The organism is Diaminobutyricimonas aerilata (assembly GCF_002797715.1).
GTDB classification, from domain to species: domain Bacteria; phylum Actinomycetota; class Actinomycetes; order Actinomycetales; family Microbacteriaceae; genus Diaminobutyricimonas; species Diaminobutyricimonas aerilata.
In genome coordinates this window covers 1,996,330-2,015,757 of the sequence record NZ_PGFF01000001.1, presented here as the reverse complement: position 1 = coordinate 2,015,757, position 19,428 = coordinate 1,996,330, and the positions used below count along the sequence as shown (strand labels likewise).

The window sequence follows — 19,428 nt, the reverse complement described above, 5'->3', positions numbered from 1 at the left end:
CCCCGGCGCACCGTGCGATCGCCCCGACGGACCGCACGCGCGCCGAAGTCCTCTCCGCAGGCGGAGGAGCCGGTCCCCGGCCGACCGGTCACGCCCGCGCCGCCGGCCATCGGCACGCCGGTGCTGCCGGATGCAGCGGCGTCGCGACTGCGCGAGCGCGAGGCCCGGGCCGCCCTGCGGAGGGCGGCGCGCGAGAGGGCCCGGGTCGAGCGCGACGAGGTGCGCCGCTTCACCCGCCGCACGCGGCACCGTCGCGCCATCTGGTGGACCGCCGGCGGGATCGTCGCGGCGTTCGCCGTGGCGGTGTCGCTCGCGGTGTTCTCCCCGCTGCTCGCCTTGCGCGAGATCCGCATCACCGGCACGGAGCGCATCCCGCAGGAGCAGCTGCACGCGGTGCTCGACGAACAGCTCGGCACCCCGCTCGCGCTCGTCGACCTCGACGCCGTGGAACGGGAGCTCGCGGAGTTCCCGCTCATCCGCAACTACGTCACCGAGGTCGTACCGCCCGACACGCTCGTCGTGCGCCTGCAGGAACGGCAGCCGATCGCTCTCGTGCAGGGGGATGGCGGCTTCGACCTCGTCGACCCGGCCGGCGTCGTCGTGCAGACGACCCCGGAGCGTCCCCCGGGGGTGCCGCTGCTGACCCTGCCCGACGGCGACCTCGACTCCGCCGGTTTCGACTGGATGGTCGAGGTGCTGCTCGCGCTGCCGCCCGAGGTGCTCGCCCAGGTCGACTCGATCTCGGCGCCGAGTCGCGACAGCGTCACGCTCGATCTCGCGGGCTCGGAGCAGCGCGTGCTGTGGGGGAGCGCGACCGACAGCGACCGCAAGGCGGCCGTGCTGGCACGCCTCATCCCGCTGCACGCGGGTGCGGGCGCGGGGGAGTACGACGTGTCCGCCGAGCGCACGGCGGTCTTCCGCCCGGATTGACGAGCCCTCGTGTCCCCGACACGCGGCGCGCCTGCCCGAGCCGATGGACGCGCGTGCATACCTTCGAGTCAGCAGATTGCATATTGAGTATAACTTTAGACCTCAAGTAGAGGTTGAAGGTTCAAGCGGAGGCCGGACGTGACCACGAACCAGAACTACCTCGCCGTCATCAAGGTCGTCGGTATCGGCGGCGGCGGTGTGAACGCCGTGAACCGGATGATCGAACTCGGTCTCCGCGGCGTGGAGTTCATCGCCATCAACACGGACGCCCAGGCGCTCCTGTTGAGCGATGCCGACGTCAAGCTCGACGTGGGTCGGGAGATCACCCGCGGGCTCGGTGCGGGCGCCGACCCCGAGGTCGGCCGTCGTGCCGCTGAGGACCACGCAGAGGAGATCGAGGAGGCGCTCACCGGCGCCGACATGGTCTTCGTCACCGCGGGTGAGGGCGGCGGGACGGGAACCGGTGGTGCTCCCGTCGTCGCGCGCATCGCGAAGTCGATCGGCGCGCTCACGATCGGTGTCGTCACCAAGCCCTTCGGCTTCGAAGGCCGTCGCCGTCAGGCGCAGGCCGAGGACGGCGTCGCGGCGCTCAAGAACGAGGTCGACACCCTCATCGTCGTGCCGAACGACCGCCTGCTCGAGATCAGCGACCGGGGCATCTCGATGCTCGAAGCGTTCGCCACGGCCGACCAGGTGCTCCTCGCCGGTGTGCAGGGAATCACCGACCTCATCACCACGCCGGGCCTCATCAACCTCGACTTCGCCGACGTCAAGTCGGTCATGCAGGGCGCCGGCAGCGCCCTCATGGGCATCGGATCCTCGAGAGGCGCCGACCGCGCCATCAAGGCCGCGGAACTCGCGGTCGCCTCGCCCCTGCTCGAAGCCTCCATCGACGGCGCCCACGGGGTGCTGCTGTCGATCCAGGGCGGCTCGAACCTCGGGATCTTCGAGATCAACGACGCGGCCCGCCTCGTCCAGGAGGCCGTGCACCCCGAGGCCAACATCATCTTCGGTGCCGTGATCGACGACACCCTCGGTGACGAGGTGCGCGTGACCGTCATCGCCGCCGGGTTCGACGGCGGAGAGCCGTCGACGAAGGCCAAGGAGCGCCGCTCGAACTTCGTCGAGGCCGCGTCGGGCTTCGTGTCGGCCGGCGCCGGTGCCGTCACCGTGCCCGACGAGGTCGAGACACCGCCCGCGCAGGCGTGGGCCCCGGCGGAGCCCGAGGTGCCGACGCCCGCGCCGGCGCACCGCGACTTCACCGACGACGACGAGCTGGACGTTCCCGACTTCCTGAAGTGAGCGGACTCGCGGAGCGCCTCGCGCGCGTCGACGCCGGTATCGCCGACGCCGCGCGCGAGGCAGGGCGGGATCCCGCCGGCATCACCCGCATCGTGGTGACCAAGTTCCACCCGGCGTCGCTCGTGCGCGAACTCGCCGGACTCGGCGTGCGCGACGTGGGGGAGAACCGCCACCAGGAGGCCCAGCAGAAGGCCGCCGAGCTGGCGGACCTTCCGCTCACCTGGCACTTCGTCGGCCAGCTGCAGAGCAAGAAGGCCCGCCAGGCCATCCGCTACGCACGGGTCGTCCACTCGATCGACCGGTCGTCGCTCGTCGACGCGCTCGCGGGCGACCACGACCCCGTGGATTGCTTCGTCCAGCTCAACCTCACCGACGATCCGGCGCGCGGCGGCGTGCAGCCGGACGAGGTCGAGGCCATCGCCGAGCGGGTGCTCGGATCCGCCGGGCTCCGTCTGCGCGGAGTCATGGCCGTCGCCCCGCTCGATGAGGAACCGCGGCGGGCATTCGCACGCGTGCGCGTCGCCTCGGAGCGCTTGCGGCTGGTCGCCCCCGACGCGCGCGACATCTCGGCGGGGATGTCCGGCGACTACCGCGAGGCCATCCTCGAGGGCGCGACACACCTGCGGATCGGGACGGCAATCACGGGAAACCGACCCGCCCGCGGTTAATCTCATCGAGACGACAGGACCTGTTCGGAGGAACACAATGGCCAACCCGCTGCGTAAGACGATGGTGTATCTGGGACTCGCCGACGAGGAGTTCGACGAGGAGCCCACCGCCGCCCCCGCCGCGCAGGCCCATGCCGCGACTCCGGCGCCGGCCCCCGCCCCGGAGCGTGCTCCCGCGGCCGCGGCCGGTCGTGCCCCGGTGACCCCGCTGCGTCGCGCGCAGCCCGCTCCCACCACGACGACGGGACCCACCGACATGAACGAGATCCTCACCGTGCACCCGCGTCAGTACAAGGACGCCCAGGTCATCGCCGAGAGCTTCCGCGACGGCATCCCGGTGATCATCAACCTGTCGCAGATGACCGAGCCCGAGGCGCGTCGCCTGATCGACTTCGCGAGCGGTCTCTCGCAGGGTCTGTACGGCAAGATCGAGCGCGTCACGAACAAGGTGTTCCTGCTCTCGCCTGCTCACGTCGCGGTCAGCGGCGACCAGGCCGAGGTCGAGCCCGACGTCGAGGCGTCGTTCTTCGGTCAGTGAGCCGTCTCCCGGGCGATAGCCTGGAACGGTGACCGTCGTCGCCGTCGTGGCGAACATCCTGATGTTCGCCCTCGTGCTCTTCTTCATCGCCATGTGGGCGCGCTTCGTGCTGGACTGGGTGCGGGTGTTCGCCCGGCGGTGGAAACCGCGCGGCCTTGGTCTCGTGCTCGCCGAAGCGAGCTACACCGTGACCGATCCGCCGATCAAGCTCGTCCGTCGCGTGTTCCCGCCGCTGCGCGTCGGCGGAGCGGCCCTCGATTTCGGGTGGAGCATCGTGATGCTCGCGTGCCTGTTCCTCATGCTCGTGGTGGCCAACTTCTCCTGAGTCCGCCCCGTGAGCGGATGTACCCTGGAAGCGCGCCGCGCGGCCTCGTCCTGCGGCCGAAGAATCTTGCTACCGTGGCTACCCGGTACGCGAACGACACAGAGAGTTGTAGGTGACGCAGATGGCGTTGACGCCGGAAGACGTGGTCAACAAGCGGTTCCAGCCGACGAAGTTCCGCGAGGGCTACGACCAGGACGAGGTCGACGACTTCCTCGACGAGGTCGTCGTCGAGCTGCGGCGTCTCAACCAGGAGAACGAGGAGCTGCGTCAGCGCCTCGTCGCGAGCGAGTCGCGCATCAACGAGCTGCAGCGCAGCGGTGGCCAGCAGGCCCAGCCCGCTCCCGCGGCCGAAGCGGCCCCGGCGACCCCGGAGCCCGTCGCGACTCCGACGCCCGCGCCCGTCGCGGCGGCCGCCCCGGCTCCCGCCTACGTGGCCCCGAGCGCCGACAGCTCCTTCGACCCCAGCAACACGAACAACCTGCTGCAGCTCGCCCGCCGACTGCACGAGGAGCACGTCCGTGAGGGCGTCGAGAAGCGCGACGCGCTCATCGCCGAGGGTCACGCGACCGCGGCACGCGTCGTCGCCGAGGCGGAGGCCAAGCAGCGTGCCCAGCTGAGCGCCCTCGAGCAGGAGCGCGCCGTGCTCGAGAAGGAGCGCGACGAGGTGGAGCGCCGCATCGAGGGTCTGAAGACCTTCGAGCGCGAGTACCGCCAGAAGCTGCGCGGCTACATCGAGGGCCAGCTCCGCGAGCTCGAGACCGCCGGCTCCGCCGCTCCCGCGGCTCGCGCCGACCAGGGCGAGTCGACCGGCGAGCAGCGCCCCGCCCCGATCTCCGCCCCGAGCGGCGGGTTCGGCGCTCCGCCCGCGCCGCCCGCGAACTTCTCCGGCTTCGGTGGAGGCTCCTGAACCGACGGCGAAGGACAACGCCCGCCGACTCGCGTCGCGGGCGTTGTTCGTTCTCGCCGTCGTCGCCGTGGTCGTCTACGGACTCGACCAGCTGACGAAGTACCTCGTCGTCGAGAACCTGCCGCTCGGCCAGCCGGTGCCGTTCATCGGCGAGCTGCTGCAGCTCCGGTTCGTCAAGAACTCGGGAGCCGCGTTCTCGCTCGGCTCCGGCGTGACCTGGATCTTCTCCCTCGTCGCCGCCGGGGTCGTCGTCTTCCTCGTCGCCTCGGCCCACCGCATCCGCTCGATCACCTGGGCGGTCGTGTTCGGGATGCTGCTCGGCGGCACCCTGGGCAACCTCACCGACCGGCTATTCCGTGAACCGAGCTTCGGGCAGGGTCACGTGATCGACTTCCTGCAGCTGTACGCCTTCCCCGCGATCTTCAACATCGCCGACATCGGCATCGTGTCGAGCATGGCGCTGTTCATCGTGCTCACCCTGCGCGGCACCGGCCTCGACGGCACCCGGCCGGCGCGCGAGGCGCCGCGTGCGCGGTCCGCCTCCGAGGAGGAGTGACCGTGGAGACCCGCAGCCTCCCCGTCCCCGAGGGGCTCGCCGGGGAGCGCGTCGACTCCGCGCTCGCCAAGCTCCTCGGCTTCTCGCGCACCTTCGCCGCCGAGGTCGCCGAAGCGGGGGGAGTGACCCTCGACGGCGTCGTGCTCGGCAAGAGCGACCGGCTCGTCGCCGACGGCTGGCTCGAGGTCTCCTGGCAGCCGCGACAGGCCCCCACGATCGTCCCGATCGCCGTACCCGACCTCGCGATCGTGCACGATGACGACGACATCGTCGTGATCGACAAGCCGATCGGGGTGGCGGCCCACCCCTCGGTGGGCTGGACCGGACCCACCGTGCTCGGCGCCCTCGCCGCGGCGGGCTTCCGGGTCGCGACGAGCGGAGCGGCCGAACGCGCGGGCATCGTGCACCGTCTCGACGTGGGCACGAGCGGACTCATGGTCGTCGCGAAGAGCGAACGGGCCTACCGCGAGCTCAAGCGCGCCTTCCACGACCGCACGGTCGAGAAGGTCTACCACGCCGTCGTGCAGGGGCACCCGGACCCTCTCGCCGGCACGATCGACGCGCCGATCGGGAGGCATCCGAGCTCCGATTGGAAGTTCGCGGTCGTCGCCGACGGCAAGCCGTCGGTGACCCACTACGAGACGCTCGAGGCGTTCCCCTCCGCGTCCCTGCTCGAGATCCATCTCGAGACCGGGCGCACCCACCAGATCCGCGTGCACATGGCCGCGCAGCGGCACCCGTGCGTCGGGGACGCGATGTACGGCGCCGATCCGACGCTCTCCGCCCGGCTCGGGCTCACTCGTCAGTGGCTGCACGCCATGCGGCTCGGGTTCGCGCATCCCGCGAGCGGGGAGTGGGTCGAGTTCTCGACACGCTACCCGGACGACCTGCAGCACGCCCTCGATGTCCTCCGTGGCGATTAAGCTCGGATGATCCCCCTCGCCCGTTCGGAGGTCGCGTGGCATCCAGCAGTTCCTTCGTGCATCTGCACGTCCACAGTGAATACTCGATGCTCGACGGAGCGGCGCGCGTCAAACCGCTGATCCAGGAGGCGGTCGAGCAGGGCATGCCGGCGATCGCCATCACCGACCACGGCAACACGTTCGGTGCCTACGACTTCTGGAAGACCGCGCGCGACGCCGGTATCAAGCCGATCATCGGCACCGAGGCGTACCTGACCCCGGGCACCCACCGCAGCGACAAGACGCGCGTGCGCTGGGGCAACGGCGGCGAGGACGACGTCTCCGGCGCCGGCGCATACACGCACATGACCCTGCTGTCCGCCTCGACGGAGGGCATGCACAACCTCTTCCGCCTCTCGTCGAAGGCGTCGATCGAGGGTTACTACTTCAAGCCGCGGATGGACCGCGACCTGCTGAACACCTACGGCAAGGGCCTCATCGCCACGACCGGCTGCCCGAGCGGCGAGGTGCAGACCCGGCTGCGTCTCGGGCAGTACGAGGAGGCCAAGAAGGCGGCGGGGGAGTTCCGCGAGATCTTCGGCAAGGAGAACTTCTTCGCCGAGATCATGGACCACGGCCTCGGCATCGAGCGCCGCGTCATGAGCGACCTCATCCGGCTCGCGAAAGACCTCGACCTCCCGCTCGTCGCCACCAACGACCTGCACTACACCCACGCCCACGACGCCACCTCGCACGCGGCGCTGCTGTGCGTGCAGTCGGGCACGACGCTCGACGACCCGAACCGCTTCAAGTTCGACGCGGACGAGTTCTACCTCAAGAGCGCCGAGCAGATGCGGCACCTGTTCCGCGACTACCCGGAGGCGTGCGACAACACGCTGCTCATCGCGGAGCGGTGCGAGGTCGAGTTCAACGAGCGCGCCAACTACATGCCCCGCTTCCCGGTGCCCGAGGGGGAGACCGAGGAGAGCTGGTTCGTCAAGGAGGTCGACGCCGGCCTCGAGTACCGCTACCCGGACGGCATCCCCGACGAGGTGCGCGCGCAGGCGGAGTACGAGAAGGGCGTCATCGTCCAGATGGGGTTCCCCGGCTACTTCCTCGTCGTCGCCGACTTCATCAACTGGTCCAAGCGCAACGGGATCCGCGTCGGCCCGGGCCGCGGCTCGGGCGCCGGCTCGATGGCGGCGTACGCGATGCGGATCACCGACCTCGACCCGCTGCGTCACGGACTCATCTTCGAGCGGTTCCTGAACCCCGACCGCGTCTCGATGCCCGACTTCGATGTGGACTTCGACGAGCGCCGGCGCGGTGAGGTCATCCGCTACGTCACCGAGAAGTACGGCGACGAGCGGGTGGCGCAGATCGTGACGTACGGCACGATCAAGGCGAAGCAGGCGCTCAAGGACTCCTCGCGCGTGCTCGGCTTCCCCTTCGGCATGGGCGAGAAGCTCACCAAGGCGATGCCGCCGCCCATCATGGCCAAGGACATCCCGCTCTCCGGCATCGTCGACCCGTCGCACGAGCGCTACAAGGAGGCGGGCGACTTCCGGGCGGTGCTCGAGACCGACCCCGACGCCAAGAAGGTGTTCGACACCGCGCTCGGACTCGAGAACCTCAAGCGCCAGTGGGGCGTGCACGCCGCCGGCGTCATCATGTCGAGCGAACCGCTCATCGACATCATCCCGATCATGAAGCGGGAGCAGGACGGCCAGATCGTCACGCAGTTCGACTACCCGGCGTGCGAGGCCCTCGGGCTCATCAAGATGGACTTCCTGGGGTTGCGCAACCTCACGATCATCGACGACGCGCTCGACAACATCGCCGCGAACCGCGGCTTCCGCCCGGTGCTCGAAGACCTCGACTTCGACGACCCGGAGGCGTACGCGCTGCTCTCGCGCGGCGACTCCCTCGGCGTCTTCCAACTCGACGGCGGACCCATGCGGTCGCTGCTCCGCCTGTTGAAGCCCGACAACTTCGAAGACATCTCCGCCCTGATCGCGCTGTACCGTCCGGGCCCGATGGGCGCGAATTCGCACACCAACTACGCGCTGCGAAAGAACGGGCAGCAGGAGATCGTGCCGATCCACCCTGAGCTCGCGGAGCCGCTCGACGAGATCCTCTCGACGAGCTACGGCCTCGTGATCTACCAGGAGCAGGTCATGGCGATCGCGCAGAAGGTCGCGGGCTTCTCACTCGGTCAAGCGGACATCCTGCGCCGCGCCATGGGCAAGAAGAAGAAGGCCGAACTCGACAAGCAGTTCGAGGGCTTCTCCGGCGGCATGAAGGCCAACGGATACTCCGACGAGGCCATCCAGACCCTCTGGGACATCCTGCTGCCGTTCTCGGATTACGCCTTCAACAAGGCGCACTCCGCCGCGTATGGCGTGCTCAGCTACTGGACCGCGTACCTCAAGGCGCACTACCCGGCCGAGTACATGGCCGCCCTGCTCACGAGCGTCGGCGACGCGCGCGACAAGCTCGCGCTGTACCTCAACGAGTGCCGTCGCATGGGCATCAAGGTGCTGCCGCCGGATGTGAACGAGTCGATCGGATTCTTCGCGGCCGTCGGCGAGGACATCCGCTTCGGGCTCGGGGCGGTGCGCAACGTCGGCTTCAACGTCGTCGAGCAGATCCGTGCCGTGCGCGAGCAGAAGGGCGCGTTCACCTCCTTCCACGACTTCCTCAAGAAGGTGCCGATCCCCGTCGCCAACAAGCGCACGGTCGAGTCGCTCATCAAGGCGGGCGCGTTCGACTCCCTCGGGGCGACCCGCCGGGCGATGCTCGAGATCCACGAGGACGCGATCGACGCCGCCGTGAGCGAGAAGCGCGCGGAGGCCAACGGCCAGGTCGGCTTCGACTTCGAGTCGCTCTGGGACGAACCGCAGGAGGGCCTGCGTGTGCCGGATCGCCCCGAGTGGTCCAAGCGCGACAAGCTCGCCTTCGAGCGCGAGATGCTCGGGCTCTACGTCTCCGATCATCCGCTCGCCGGGCTCGAGCTCGAACTCGCCAAGCACGCCACCGTCGGCATCGCCGACCTGCTCGGCGGCGAGGCGGTCTCCGACGGTGAGATCGTCACGATCGCCGGGCTCGTGACGAGCGTGCAGCATCGCACCGCACGCAACTCCGGCAACCAGTACGGCATGGTGCAGATCGAGGACTTCGGCGGCGAGATCACCGTGCTGTTCCTCGGCAAGACGTACCAGGAGTTCGCCCCCGGACTGCAGAGCGACACCATCGTCGTCGTGCGCGGCCGGGTCAGTGCGCGCGACGACGGCATGAACCTGCACGCCGCGAGCATGTTCCAGCCGGATGTCAGTGCCGCGGGGGAGATCGGCACGCTCGTCATCCAGACCCCGGAGCAGCGTGCGACCACCGAGCTCGTGAGCGAACTGCGCGACGTGCTCGCCCGGCACAAGGGCGAGAGCGAGGTACGGTTGCGCCTGCTCAAGGGCGACACGGCTCGCGTGTTCGAGATCCCGTATCCGGTGCGGGTGAGCGCCGATCTCTACGGGGAGCTCAAGACGCTGCTCGGTCCGTCCTGTCTCGCCTAGAGCGGGTCAGGCCGGATCGCCCGGGCGCCAGTACTGACGCTCGTGGTAGATGAGCGGCACGTCGGGCTCGCCGAGCCCGCCGTCCTCGACCTGCGCGACGACGACGGCGGCCGACGCGACCGCCACCCGGTCCACGATGCGAACGAGCATCCACGCGGTCACGTCCCGCAGCAACGGGATGCCGAGCGGGCCGGGGGTCCAATGGTCGCCCTCGAAGCGGCGTCCGGCCGGCCCGGCGAGACGCTCGGCCGCCGTGCGGTTGCGGGCTCCGAGCATGTGCACGATGACGTGGGTGCCTTCCGCGACCGCGGGCCAGGTGCTCGCGGTACGGGCCATGTTGAAGGTCACGAGCGGCGGATCCGCGGCGAGTGAGGCGACCGAGGTGGCGGTGAACCCCGCGGGCGTGCCGTCGGGCAGAACCGTCGTGATCGCGACCACTCCGGCCGCGTGACGGCGGAACGCGTGCCGGAACGCCGCGGTGTCGTCGGCGGGGCGGGTGTCGTCCATACACCTGCATCAAGAGCGGGCGGGCCTGCCCTATTCCCCGGGCCGGGGTGCCAGGTGGCACGCAATAGCATGGTCGGGCCATGATCCAGACGATCGACCTGCGCCCGCTTCCCGCCTCCCGCGCCGCCCTGCTCGCGGCGGTCCCGCGAGCACACGTCGACCCGGCGTCGGCACTGCCGATCGCCGAGGGACTCATCTCCGACGTCATCGCCCGCGGGGAGGAGGCACTGCTCGAGCAGGCCGAACGCTTCGACGGCGTGCGTCCCGCGTCGCTGCGGGTGCCGTCCGCCGACATCGCCGCGGCCGTCGACGGGCTCGACCCGGTCGTGCGGGCGGCGCTCACCGAGGCGATCGCCCGCGTGCGGGCCGCGAGCGCGGCCCAGGTGCCGCCGCCGGCCGAGACGCGCATCGACGACGGTGCCGTCGTCGTGCAGCGCTGGCAGGCGGTCGACCGTGTCGGGCTCTACGTGCCCGGTGGCAAGGCCGTCTACCCGTCGAGCGTCGTCATGAACGTCGTCCCCGCCCAGGTCGCCGGCGTGCGCTCGATCGCCATCGCCTCCCCGGCCCAGCGCGAGTCCGGGGGAGTGCACCCCACGATCCTCGCCGCCGCGGGGCTGCTCGGCATCGACGAGGTGTACGCGATGGGCGGCGCCGGAGCGGTCGGTGCGTTCGCGTACGGGGTGCCGTCGCTCGGGCTGGATCCCGTCGACGCCATCACGGGTCCGGGCAACGTCTTCGTCGCCGCGGCGAAGCGCGCCGTCGCCGGCCGGGTCGCGATCGATGCGGAGGCCGGTCCGACCGAGATCCTCGTGATCGCCGACGCGACCGCCGAGGCCGATCTCGTCGCCGCCGATCTGGTGAGCCAGGCGGAGCACGACGAGCTCGCCTCCGCACTGCTCGTCACCGACGACGCCGGGCTCGCCGAACGCGTGATCGCCGCGCTCCCCGCCCTCGTGGAGCGCACCCACCACTCCGACCGCGTGCGCACCGCGCTCGGCGGCCCGCAGTCCGCGATCGTGCTCGTCGACGACCTCGAGGCCGCCGCACGCTTCAGCAACGCCTACGGTCCGGAGCACCTCGAGATCCAGACCGCCGATCCCGAGGCGGTGCTCGAGTCGATCGACAGCGCGGGCGCGATCTTCCTCGGACCGCACACCCCGGTCAGCCTCGGCGACTACCTCGCCGGTTCCAATCACGTGCTGCCGACCGGAGGCCAGTCCCGGTTCTCGTCGGGTCTCAACACGGCGACCTTCCTGCGCCCCCAGCAGGTCGTCCGCTACGACCGCGACGCGCTCGCCCGGGTGCGCGACGGCATCCGCGCCCTGAGCGACGCGGAGGACCTGCCGGCCCACGGCGACGCCGTCGACGCGCGGTTCGCCTGATCGAGCCGCATCGAGCGGTATCCTGAGCGGGTGTTCTGCCCGTTCTGCCGTAATCCCGACACGCGGGTGATCGACTCGCGCACCAGCGACGACGGCCTCGCCATCCGGCGGCGGCGGCAGTGCCCCGAATGCGGACGGCGGTTCACCACCACCGAGACGGCGAGCCTCAACGTCATCAAGCGCAACGGCGTGGTCGAACCCTTCAGCCGCGAGAAGATCGTCTCCGGCGTGCGCAAGGCCTGCCAGGGTCGCCCGGTGACCGACACCGATCTCGCGGTGCTCGCCCAGCGGGTCGAGGAGTCGATCCGTGCGACGGGCGCCTCGCAGATCGAGGCGAACGACATCGGGCTCGCGATCCTGCCGCCGCTGCGCGAGCTCGACGAGGTCGCCTACCTCCGCTTCGCGAGCGTGTACCAGGGCTTCGACTCCCTCGACGACTTCGAGTCGGCGATCGCGCTCCTGCGCGTCGAACACCAGCCGGCCGACGACGCCGAGTCGCCCGACGCGCGGACCGGCCGGTAGGCCGCCCGCGCATGTATCCGCTGCTGTTCCGCCTCGTCCTGTCCCGCCTCGATCCGGAGCGCGCCCACCACCTCGCGTTCGGCGTCATCCGCGCCCTGCCGCCGACCGTCGGTCGCGCGGTGCACCGGATGACGCGCGCCGACGAGTCGCTCGCGGTGGACGCGCTCGGACTCCGCTTCCCGTCGCCGTTCGGCGTGGCCGCCGGGTTCGACAAGACCGGGGCGGGCATCATCGGCCTGCACCAGCTCGGGTTCGGACACGTCGAGGTCGGTACGATCACGGCGCGGCCGCAGCCCGGCAACGAGCGGCCCCGCCTGTTCCGGCTCATCCCGGACCGTGCGGTGATCAATCGGATGGGGTTCAACAACGACGGTGCCCGCGCGGCCGCGAAACGGATCGCCCGCGCGCGCCGGCGCGCCGACCGGCCCGTGATCGGCGTGAACATCGGTAAGTCGCGTGTCGTCGAGGTCGACGACGCCGTCGAGGACTACCTCGAGAGCACCCGGCTGCTCGCGCCCCTCGCCGACTACCTCGTCATCAACGTGAGCTCGCCCAACACGCCCGGGCTGCGCGGGCTGCAGGAGCTCGATCGGCTCGAGCCGCTGCTGGATGCGGTGCGCGCCGCATCGGCGGGCACCCCGCTGCTCGTGAAGATCGCGCCGGACCTCGACGACGAGCAGATCGCCGGGATCGCCGGCCTCGCCGTGCGCCTCGGCCTCGACGGGATCGTCGCGACGAACACGACCATCTCGCGCGACGGACTGCGCACCGACCGATCCGTCGTCGACGCCGCCGGCGCCGGGGGACTGTCGGGTCGTCCACTCGCCGCGCGCTCCCTCGAGGTGCTGCGCATCCTCCGCCGACACGTGCCGTCCGACTTGTGCGTCATCTCCGTCGGCGGCGTCGAGACGGCGGACGACGTCGCCGAGCGCCTCGACGCGGGAGCCACGCTCGTGCAGGGCTACACCGGTTTCCTCTACCGCGGCCCGTTCTGGGCGCGGCAGATCAACCGGGGCCTCGCCCGCCGCCGCTGACCGGCCGCCGCTGCTGACGAGCCGATGCCGCTCGCGCTACGGGTTCGCGCTCGCGCCACAGGAAGAACTGTCGCGCGTGCGCGGAAGTGGCGCGCGAGCCCCTCACAGAGCTGCGGGCGACCGCATCCGGACGGGTCGCCGCCCGCCGCCGCTGACCGGCGCGGATCAGGCGGGGTACTGGCCGCGCTTGACCTGCGGCTTCGGCAGACGCATCGGGCGCAGCTGCAGCGCCCGCATGGCGGCGTACCAGCGCACGCGCTCGACGCGCGATTCGCCGAACTTCTCCTTGAGGCGTCGGTTCAGCAGGAACCCGAGCACGACGCAGTCGATGATCGCGACGAGGAAGAACGCCCACAGCGCGAGGATGCCGAAGAACTGGATCTCGGGCTGCGGGAAGAAGGTGAGCACGATCACGAGGAACATGAGCGGGATCATGACCTCGCCGACGCTGAAGCGCGCGTCGACGTAGTCGCGCACGTAGCGCTTCTGCGGCCCCTTGTCGCGAGCGGGGAGGTAGCGTTCCTCGCCGTTCGCCATGCCGATGCGCGCCTTCTCGCGCGCCTGCGCGAGCTTGGCCCGCGCCTCCTTGTTGGCCTGACGGCGGTCCTCGGGCACGAGGGGGCGCTTGCGCTGCGCCTCCCGCTCGCGTCGAGACGGGGTCGGTCGGCCCTTGCCGGCCAGCCGCGCTTGCGTCTCTTCGAGGGTCTCCGGCGCGGCCGCGCCCTTCTTGTCGGATGCTGTGGCCACGGGAACCTGCCTTCTCACGTCCTCTCTAGAGTAGTCGCATGACCGAGATCCAGGCTCCGAACAGCAGCGCAGCATCCGACCGACCCGCCGTCGAAGAGGCGGTGCGCACCGCGGTGCAGGAGGGCCTGCCGGCCACGATCGCCGACCTGTCGCGCCTCGTCCGCGTGCCCTCGGTGGCGTTCGAGGGCTTCGACCACTCGCACGTGCAGGCGAGCGCCGAGGCGGTGCGCGCGCTGTTCGAGGAGACGGGGGCGTTCGACGAGGTCGTGATCTCCCGCGCACCGATCCCCGGGAGTGACGAGCTGGGGCAGCCGGCGGTGCTCGGCACGCGCGCGGCCCGCAACGGTGCGCCCACAGTGCTGCTCTACGCGCACCACGACGTGCAGCCGGTGGGCGACGAGAGCGGCTGGTTGTCGCCGGCGTTCGAGCCGACGCTGCGCGGCGACCGGCTCTACGGACGCGGAACCGCCGACGACAAGGCCGGCATCATGTCGCACATCGCGTCGATCCGGGCGCTCATCGCCGCGCACGGCCCCGACTTCGACCTCGGTCTCGTCGTCTTCATCGAGGGTGAGGAGGAGTTCGGCTCCCGCTCGTTCTCGAGCTTCCTCGCCCAGCACCGCGATCAGCTCGCCGCTGACGTCATCATCGTCGCCGACTCCGGCAACTGGGACACCGAGACCCCGGCCCTCACCGCCGCGCTGCGCGGCAACGTCACCTTCAACTTCACGATCGAGACCCTCGACCACGCGTCGCACTCGGGCATGTTCGGCGGCGCGGTGCCGGATGCGATGACGGCGATGATCAAGCTCCTCGCGACCCTGCACGACGACGAGGGCGCGGTCGCGGTCGAGGGGCTGCGCTCGTACGAGGCAGAGACGCCGCCCTACGACGAGGCGCAGTTGCGACGCGAGTCGGGACTGCTCGACGGCGTCACGCCCATCGGGCGCGGCACCATCCTGAGCCGCCTCTGGTACCAGCCGAGCATCACGGTCGTCGGCATCGACGCGACGAGCGTGCTCAACGCCTCCAACACGCTCAGCCCGAAGCTCCGAGGCCGCATCAGCGTGCGCATCGCGCCCGGGCAGAGCCCCACCGAGGCGTTCGCCGCCGTCGAGAAGCACCTCACCGACCACACCCCGTTCGGCGCCCGGGTGGAGATCACCGACATCGACCTCGGCGCGCCGTTCCTCGTCGACACGAGCGGGCCGGTCGCCGCCGCCGCTCTCGACGCGATGCGCGACGCGTGGGACGCCGAGCCCGTGCTCATGGGCGTCGGCGGCAGCATCCCCTTCGTCGCCGACCTCGTGGAGGTGTTCCCGCAGGCGCAGATTCTGATCACCGGCGTCGAGGACCCGGACTCGCGCGCGCACAGCCCGAACGAGTCGCTGCACCTGGGCGTCTTCCACCGCGGCATCCTGAGCGAGGCGCTCCTGTTGTCGCGACTCGGTTCGCGCGCGTAAGCAGTCCCAGGTCGCGCGGGTACAATCGCATCGACTTCCCACCGAAGGAGGGACCCATGACCGACACCACCATCGCTCCGGCGACGCACGGCGTCACCCTGACCGAGGCGGCGGCTGCGAAGGCGGCCAGCCTGCTCGAGCAGGAGGGCAACGACGAACTGAAGCTGCGCATCGAGGTGCAGCCGGGCGGATGCTCCGGCCTGATCTACCGGCTCTACTTCGACGAGAACATGCACGACGGCGACGCCGTGGTCGAGTTCGGCGGAGTGGGCCTCGTCGTCGACCAGATGAGCGTGCCCTATCTCGACGGCGCCTCGATCGACTTCGAGGACTCCATCCACAAGTACGGGTTCTCGATCGACAACCCGAACGCCCAGGGCAGCTGCGCCTGCGGCGACAGCTTCCACTGATCCCCACCGGATGCCCGCCGACGGCGCGCATCCGACCCCGACGAGGGAGCCGCTCCGGCGGCTCCCTCGTCGTCGTTAATGGGGCGGCGACGGATGCCGGGAACCCGCCCGGCGGTGACGCTGGGCGCGTCGATCGGGGCTATAGACTGGCTCTCGATTCCTTCCCCCCAGCGTCACGAGAGGTTCCAGGTGCGCTCTTCCCGCCGTCTCCGTTGGGTCGCGATCCCGGTCGTGGCCGGGCTGGCCCTCGCGCTGGCCGGCTGCACGTCCGAGCAGCTTCGCGGCTACCTCCCGGGCGAGCCCGGCATCACGAACCACACCGATCGGATCACCTCGTTGTGGACCGGTTCGTGGATCGTCCTGCTCGCCGTCGGCGTCGTGACGTGGTCGCTCATCATCTGGGCCGCCGTCGTCTACCGCCGCCGCAAGGGCCAGAGCGGCCTGCCCGTGCAGCTGCGCTACAACCTGCCGATCGAGATCTTCTACACGGTCGTGCCGCTCATCCTCGTGCTGGGCTTCTTCGCCTTCACCGCACGGGACCAGCAGGCGATCGAGTCGCCGAACGACCCCGAGGTGAAGATCGAGGTCTTCGGCAAGCGCTGGGGCTGGGACTTCAACTACACGGATGAGAACGTCTACCTCGCGGGCATCCAGGCCCAGGAGGACCCGCAGACGAACTACGTCGACACCGACCTGCTGCCGACCCTCTACCTGCCGGTGGGCAAGCGCGTCGAGATCAAGATCGAATCCCGCGACGTCGCCCACTCGTTCTGGATCATCGACTTCCTCTACAAGAAGGACATGATCCCCGGCAAGTCGAACTACATGTACTTCGTGCCGGAGAAGACCGGCGAGTACGAGGGCAAGTGCGCCGAGCTCTGCGGCGAGTACCACTCGCTCATGCTCTTCAAGGTGAAGGTCGTCGAGCAGGCCGAGTACGACGACTACATCGAATCGCTGCGCGAGGCCGGCAACGAAGGCCAGCTCGGCAACGAGTACAACACCAACTCGAACCTGCCGGGCCGTAGCCCGATCGAGGAATAAGGGACCCCGAGGCAACCATGACGCTCACCGCATCACGTCCCCAGACCCCGTCGGCGGACGCCCCCGCACCCGTCCGCCGAGGCAGCATCATCGTCGACTACCTCACGACGACGGACCACAAGAAGATCGGGTACCTGTACCTCATCTCCTCGTTCATCTACTTCTGCCTCGGCGGAGTGATGGCTCTCATCATCCGCGCCCAGCTGTTCGCTCCGGGCCTCGAGATCGTCGGCAGCAAAGAGCAGTACAACCAGCTGTTCACGATGCACGGCACGATCATGCTGCTGATGTTCGCGACGCCGTTGTTCGCGGGCTTCGCCAACGTGCTCATGCCCCTGCAGATCGGCGCGCCGGATGTGGCGTTCCCCCGTCTGAACGCGCTCGCGTACTGGTTCTACAGCTTCGGCTCGCTCATCGCCGTCGCCGGCTTCCTCACGCCGCAGGGTGCCGCATCCTTCGGCTGGTTCGCCTACACCCCGCTGTCGAACACGACGTTCACACCCGGGGTCGGCGGACACCTGTGGGTCGTCGGCCTCGCGTTGAGCGGTTTCGGCACCATCCTCGGCGCGGTGAACTTCATCACGACGATCATCACGATGCGTGCCCCGGGCATGACCATGTTCCGCATGCCGATCTTCACCTGGAACACGCTCGTCACGTCGCTGCTCGTCGTGATGGCCTTCCCGGTGCTCGCCGCGGCGCTGTTCGGTCTCGCGGCCGACCGCATCTTCGGTGCCCACGTGTACAACGTCGAGAACGGCGGCGCCATCCTGTGGCAGCACCTGTTCTGGTTCTTCGGTCACCCCGAGGTGTACATCATCGCGCTGCCGTTCTTCGGCATCGTCTCCGAGGTGTTCCCGGTCTTCAGCCGCAAGCCGATCTTCGGCTACAAGACGCTCGTCTACGCGACGATCGCGATCGCCGCGCTGTCGGTGACCGTGTGGGCGCACCACATGTACGTGACGGGTTCGGTCCTGCTGCCGTTCTTCGCCCTCATGACGATGCTCATCGCCGTGCCGACGGGGGTGAAGATCTTCAACTGGGTCGGCACGATGTGGCGGGGATCGGTCACGTTCGAGACCCCGATGCTGTGGGCCATCGGCTTCCTCATCACCTTCACCTTCGGTGGGCTCACGGGTGTCATCCTCGCGTCGCCGCCGCTGGACTTCCACGTCTCCGACACCTACTTCGTCGTGGCGCACTTCCACTACGTCGTGTTCGGCACCGTCGTGTTCGCGATGTTCTCGGGCTTCTACTTCTGGTGGCCGAAGTGGACCGGCAAGATGCTCGACGAGCGTCTCGGCAAGATCCACTTCTGGATGCTGTTCATCGGCTTCCACGCGACCTTCCTCATCCAGCACTGGCTGGGTGTGCAGGGCATGGTGCGGCGCTACGCGACCTACCTCCCCGAGGACGGCATCACCTGGATGAACCAGCTCTCGACCGTCGGGGCGATGATCCTCGGCGCCTCGCTGCTGCCGTTCTTCTACAACGTCTACGTCACCGCGCGTCGCGCCCCGAAGGTCACGGTGAACGACCCGTGGGGCTACGGTCGTTCGCTCGAGTGGGCCACTTCGTGCCCGCCGCCGCGGCACAACTTCACGTCGATCCCGCGCATCCGTTCGGAGTCGCCGGCGTTCGATCTCAACCACCCGGAGGCGGGCATCCCGGTCGGGGTCGGCCCGGCCAAGGACGCGCCCGACGCCCCGACGTACGACGCCGCGAAGGATGAGGTGAAGTAGCCGTGAGAGTCAACGCGGTTCTGTTCTGGCTGCTGTCCATCTTCTTCGGCCTCGCCGCGATCGCGTACGCGATCTGGTCGATGATCGACTACGCGAACTTCCCGAGCGAGCTCAAGCAGCAGTCGGGCGTGGAGTGGGTCGGGACGGTAGGCCTGTCGCTCACCTCGGCGCTGACGATCTTCCTCGGCTTCTACCTGCAGCGCACCTACAAGGCGCAGGGCGGCGAGCTTCCGGAGGACCGCCTCGACGCGGACATCGACGACGGTGACGCGGAGCTGGGCCACTTCAGCCCGTGGAGCTGGTGGCCGATCTCACTCGCAGCCGGTCTCGCGCTCATCTTCCTCGGACTCGCCATCGGTCTGTGGGTCGCGCTCATCGGCGCCGCCTTCACGGTCGTGAGCCTCATGGGCTGGCAGTACGAGTACTACCGCGGCAACTTCGGGCGCTGACGTGCTGATCCGGCCCGCGCGACGCGAGGACTCCGACGCACTCTTCGGGCTGCTCGCCCAGCTCGCCACCTCGTACTCGCCCGAGCGTCCCGCGTTCGACGAGACGATCGAGGCGGTGTTCGGCCGGGCGGCCGACGACACACTCCTGTACGTCGTCGAGGACGACGAGCACGTCGTGCGCGGCTACGCCCTCTGCACGGTCACGCGGCTGTTCTACACGAACGGACCGTCGGCGCAGCTGCACGAGCTCGTCGTCGACACCGAGAGCCGCGGTCGTGATTACGGCACGCATCTCGTCCGGGCGATCGAGCAGGAGTGCGAGAGACGCGGCGTGCGTCAGCTGACCGTCGCGAGCCGCCGTGCCGGCGGGTTCTACGACCGGCTCGGCTACTCGTCGACGGCCGAGTTCCTCAAGCGCACCTTCTGATCGC

General features: G+C 69.6%; 20 protein-coding genes. 18 read left to right on the top strand and 2 right to left on the bottom strand.

Features of this window, described 5'->3' with window-relative positions:
* Nucleotides 1-120: 120 nt before the first annotated feature.
* The 9 genes from CLV46_RS09715 (at nt 121) to dnaE (ending at nt 9,697) form a co-directional block, all read left to right on the top strand.
* Nucleotides 121-930 carry a cell division protein FtsQ/DivIB gene (locus tag CLV46_RS09715; RefSeq protein WP_245866701.1) on the top strand — a complete coding sequence of 270 codons (810 nt, stop codon included), beginning with the start codon at nt 121-123 and terminating at the stop codon, nt 928-930.
* A 138-nt stretch (nt 931-1,068) separates the two neighbouring features.
* Entirely contained in the window at nt 1,069-2,232 is a 1,164-nt protein-coding gene (gene ftsZ, locus CLV46_RS09710; protein ID WP_100364580.1) for a cell division protein FtsZ, read from the top strand.
* Nucleotides 2,229-2,900, top strand: a complete 672-nt coding sequence (locus CLV46_RS09705) for a YggS family pyridoxal phosphate-dependent enzyme (protein WP_100364579.1) — start codon at nt 2,229-2,231, stop codon at nt 2,898-2,900. Before ftsZ ends, CLV46_RS09705 begins: the two co-directional genes overlap by 4 nt.
* Before the next feature lie 37 nt (nt 2,901-2,937).
* Nucleotides 2,938-3,438 carry a cell division protein SepF gene (locus CLV46_RS09700; protein WP_100364578.1) on the top strand — a complete coding sequence of 167 codons (501 nt, stop codon included), beginning with the start codon at nt 2,938-2,940 and terminating at the stop codon, nt 3,436-3,438.
* 28 nt (nt 3,439-3,466) lie between these two features.
* Nucleotides 3,467-3,763: a YggT family protein gene (locus tag CLV46_RS09695; protein WP_100364577.1), complete on the top strand. Its 297-nt coding sequence runs from the start codon at nt 3,467-3,469 to the stop codon at nt 3,761-3,763.
* 121 nt (nt 3,764-3,884) lie between these two features.
* Nucleotides 3,885-4,670: a DivIVA domain-containing protein gene (locus CLV46_RS09690; protein ID WP_100364576.1), complete on the top strand. Its 786-nt coding sequence runs from the start codon at nt 3,885-3,887 to the stop codon at nt 4,668-4,670.
* Entirely contained in the window at nt 4,657-5,226 is a 570-nt protein-coding gene (gene lspA, locus CLV46_RS09685; protein WP_245866698.1) for a signal peptidase II, read from the top strand. The genes CLV46_RS09690 and lspA overlap by 14 nt, the downstream gene beginning before the upstream one ends.
* Nucleotides 5,227-5,228: 2 nt before the next feature.
* Entirely contained in the window at nt 5,229-6,149 is a 921-nt protein-coding gene (locus CLV46_RS09680) for an RluA family pseudouridine synthase (RefSeq protein ID WP_100364575.1), read from the top strand.
* A gap of 86 nt (nt 6,150-6,235) precedes the next feature.
* A complete protein-coding gene (dnaE, locus tag CLV46_RS09675; RefSeq protein WP_245867050.1) occupies nt 6,236-9,697 on the top strand; it encodes a DNA polymerase III subunit alpha in 3,462 nt (1,153 codons plus the stop codon).
* Between the two features lie 6 nt (nt 9,698-9,703).
* On the opposite strand, the gene CLV46_RS09670 is transcribed toward dnaE, so the two are convergent.
* Entirely contained in the window at nt 9,704-10,204 is a 501-nt protein-coding gene (locus tag CLV46_RS09670) for a flavin reductase family protein (RefSeq protein ID WP_100364573.1), read from the bottom strand.
* Nucleotides 10,205-10,284: 80 nt separating this feature from the next.
* Here CLV46_RS09670 and hisD point away from each other — a divergent pair, with 80 nt between their 5' ends.
* The 3 genes from hisD to CLV46_RS09655 are packed head-to-tail and all read left to right on the top strand — an operon-like array spanning nt 10,285 to nt 13,142.
* The gene (gene hisD / locus CLV46_RS09665) at nt 10,285-11,586 is read left to right on the top strand and encodes a histidinol dehydrogenase (RefSeq protein ID WP_100364572.1); all 1,302 of its coding nucleotides are present in this window, start codon (nt 10,285-10,287) and stop codon (nt 11,584-11,586) included.
* Nucleotides 11,587-11,616: 30 nt separating this feature from the next.
* Nucleotides 11,617-12,108: a transcriptional regulator NrdR gene (gene nrdR / locus CLV46_RS09660; protein WP_100364571.1), complete on the top strand. Its 492-nt coding sequence runs from the start codon at nt 11,617-11,619 to the stop codon at nt 12,106-12,108.
* Between the two features lie 11 nt (nt 12,109-12,119).
* On the top strand, nt 12,120-13,142 hold the full coding sequence (locus CLV46_RS09655; protein ID WP_100364570.1) for a quinone-dependent dihydroorotate dehydrogenase: 1,023 nt from the start codon (nt 12,120-12,122) through the stop codon (nt 13,140-13,142).
* Between the two features lie 165 nt (nt 13,143-13,307).
* On the opposite strand, the gene CLV46_RS09650 is transcribed toward CLV46_RS09655, so the two are convergent.
* Nucleotides 13,308-13,889, bottom strand: a complete 582-nt coding sequence (locus CLV46_RS09650; RefSeq protein WP_245866695.1) for a DUF3043 domain-containing protein — start codon at nt 13,887-13,889, stop codon at nt 13,308-13,310.
* A 38-nt stretch (nt 13,890-13,927) separates the two neighbouring features.
* Between CLV46_RS09650 and CLV46_RS09645 the strand changes: the two genes are divergently transcribed.
* The 6 genes from CLV46_RS09645 to CLV46_RS09620 all read left to right on the top strand — a co-directional run bounded on the left by CLV46_RS09645 (nt 13,928) and on the right by CLV46_RS09620 (nt 19,424).
* Nucleotides 13,928-15,352 carry a dipeptidase gene (locus tag CLV46_RS09645; protein WP_100364568.1) on the top strand — a complete coding sequence of 475 codons (1,425 nt, stop codon included), beginning with the start codon at nt 13,928-13,930 and terminating at the stop codon, nt 15,350-15,352.
* Nucleotides 15,353-15,408: 56 nt separating this feature from the next.
* Nucleotides 15,409-15,762 (top strand): iron-sulfur cluster insertion protein ErpA, encoded by a 354-nt coding sequence (erpA, locus tag CLV46_RS09640; protein ID WP_100364567.1) that lies wholly within the window; start codon nt 15,409-15,411, stop codon nt 15,760-15,762.
* 189 nt (nt 15,763-15,951) lie between these two features.
* Complete coding sequence (ctaC, locus tag CLV46_RS09635; protein WP_245866693.1) at nt 15,952-16,806, top strand: aa3-type cytochrome oxidase subunit II; 855 nt, start codon at nt 15,952-15,954, stop codon at nt 16,804-16,806.
* 17 nt (nt 16,807-16,823) lie between these two features.
* Nucleotides 16,824-18,548 (top strand): aa3-type cytochrome oxidase subunit I, encoded by a 1,725-nt coding sequence (gene ctaD, locus CLV46_RS09630; protein ID WP_100364566.1) that lies wholly within the window; start codon nt 16,824-16,826, stop codon nt 18,546-18,548.
* A gap of 2 nt (nt 18,549-18,550) precedes the next feature.
* Nucleotides 18,551-18,997: a cytochrome c oxidase subunit 4 gene (locus CLV46_RS09625; RefSeq protein ID WP_100364565.1), complete on the top strand. Its 447-nt coding sequence runs from the start codon at nt 18,551-18,553 to the stop codon at nt 18,995-18,997.
* A gap of 1 nt (nt 18,998) precedes the next feature.
* Nucleotides 18,999-19,424, top strand: a complete 426-nt coding sequence (locus CLV46_RS09620) for a GNAT family N-acetyltransferase (protein WP_100364564.1) — start codon at nt 18,999-19,001, stop codon at nt 19,422-19,424.
* The last annotated feature ends 4 nt before the right edge of the window (nt 19,425-19,428 follow it).

Excerpts from the sequence above, each read along its gene's own strand:
- erpA (WP_100364567.1), top strand. The coding sequence starts at position 15,409 with ATGACCGACACCACCATCGCTCCGGCGACGCACGGCGTCACCCTGACC.
- CLV46_RS09700 (WP_100364578.1), top strand. The coding sequence starts at position 2,938 with ATGGCCAACCCGCTGCGTAAGACGATGGTGTATCTGGGACTCGCCGAC.
- hisD (WP_100364572.1), top strand. The coding sequence starts at position 10,285 with ATGATCCAGACGATCGACCTGCGCCCGCTTCCCGCCTCCCGCGCCGCC.
- dnaE (WP_245867050.1), top strand. The coding sequence starts at position 6,236 with ATGCTCGACGGAGCGGCGCGCGTCAAACCGCTGATCCAGGAGGCGGTC.
- ctaD (WP_100364566.1), top strand. The coding sequence starts at position 16,824 with ATGACGCTCACCGCATCACGTCCCCAGACCCCGTCGGCGGACGCCCCC.
- CLV46_RS09690 (WP_100364576.1), top strand. The coding sequence starts at position 3,885 with ATGGCGTTGACGCCGGAAGACGTGGTCAACAAGCGGTTCCAGCCGACG.
- CLV46_RS09645 (WP_100364568.1), top strand. The coding sequence starts at position 13,928 with ATGACCGAGATCCAGGCTCCGAACAGCAGCGCAGCATCCGACCGACCC.
- CLV46_RS09670 (WP_100364573.1), bottom strand. The coding sequence starts at position 10,204 with ATGGACGACACCCGCCCCGCCGACGACACCGCGGCGTTCCGGCACGCG.
- CLV46_RS09655 (WP_100364570.1), top strand. The coding sequence starts at position 12,120 with ATGTATCCGCTGCTGTTCCGCCTCGTCCTGTCCCGCCTCGATCCGGAG.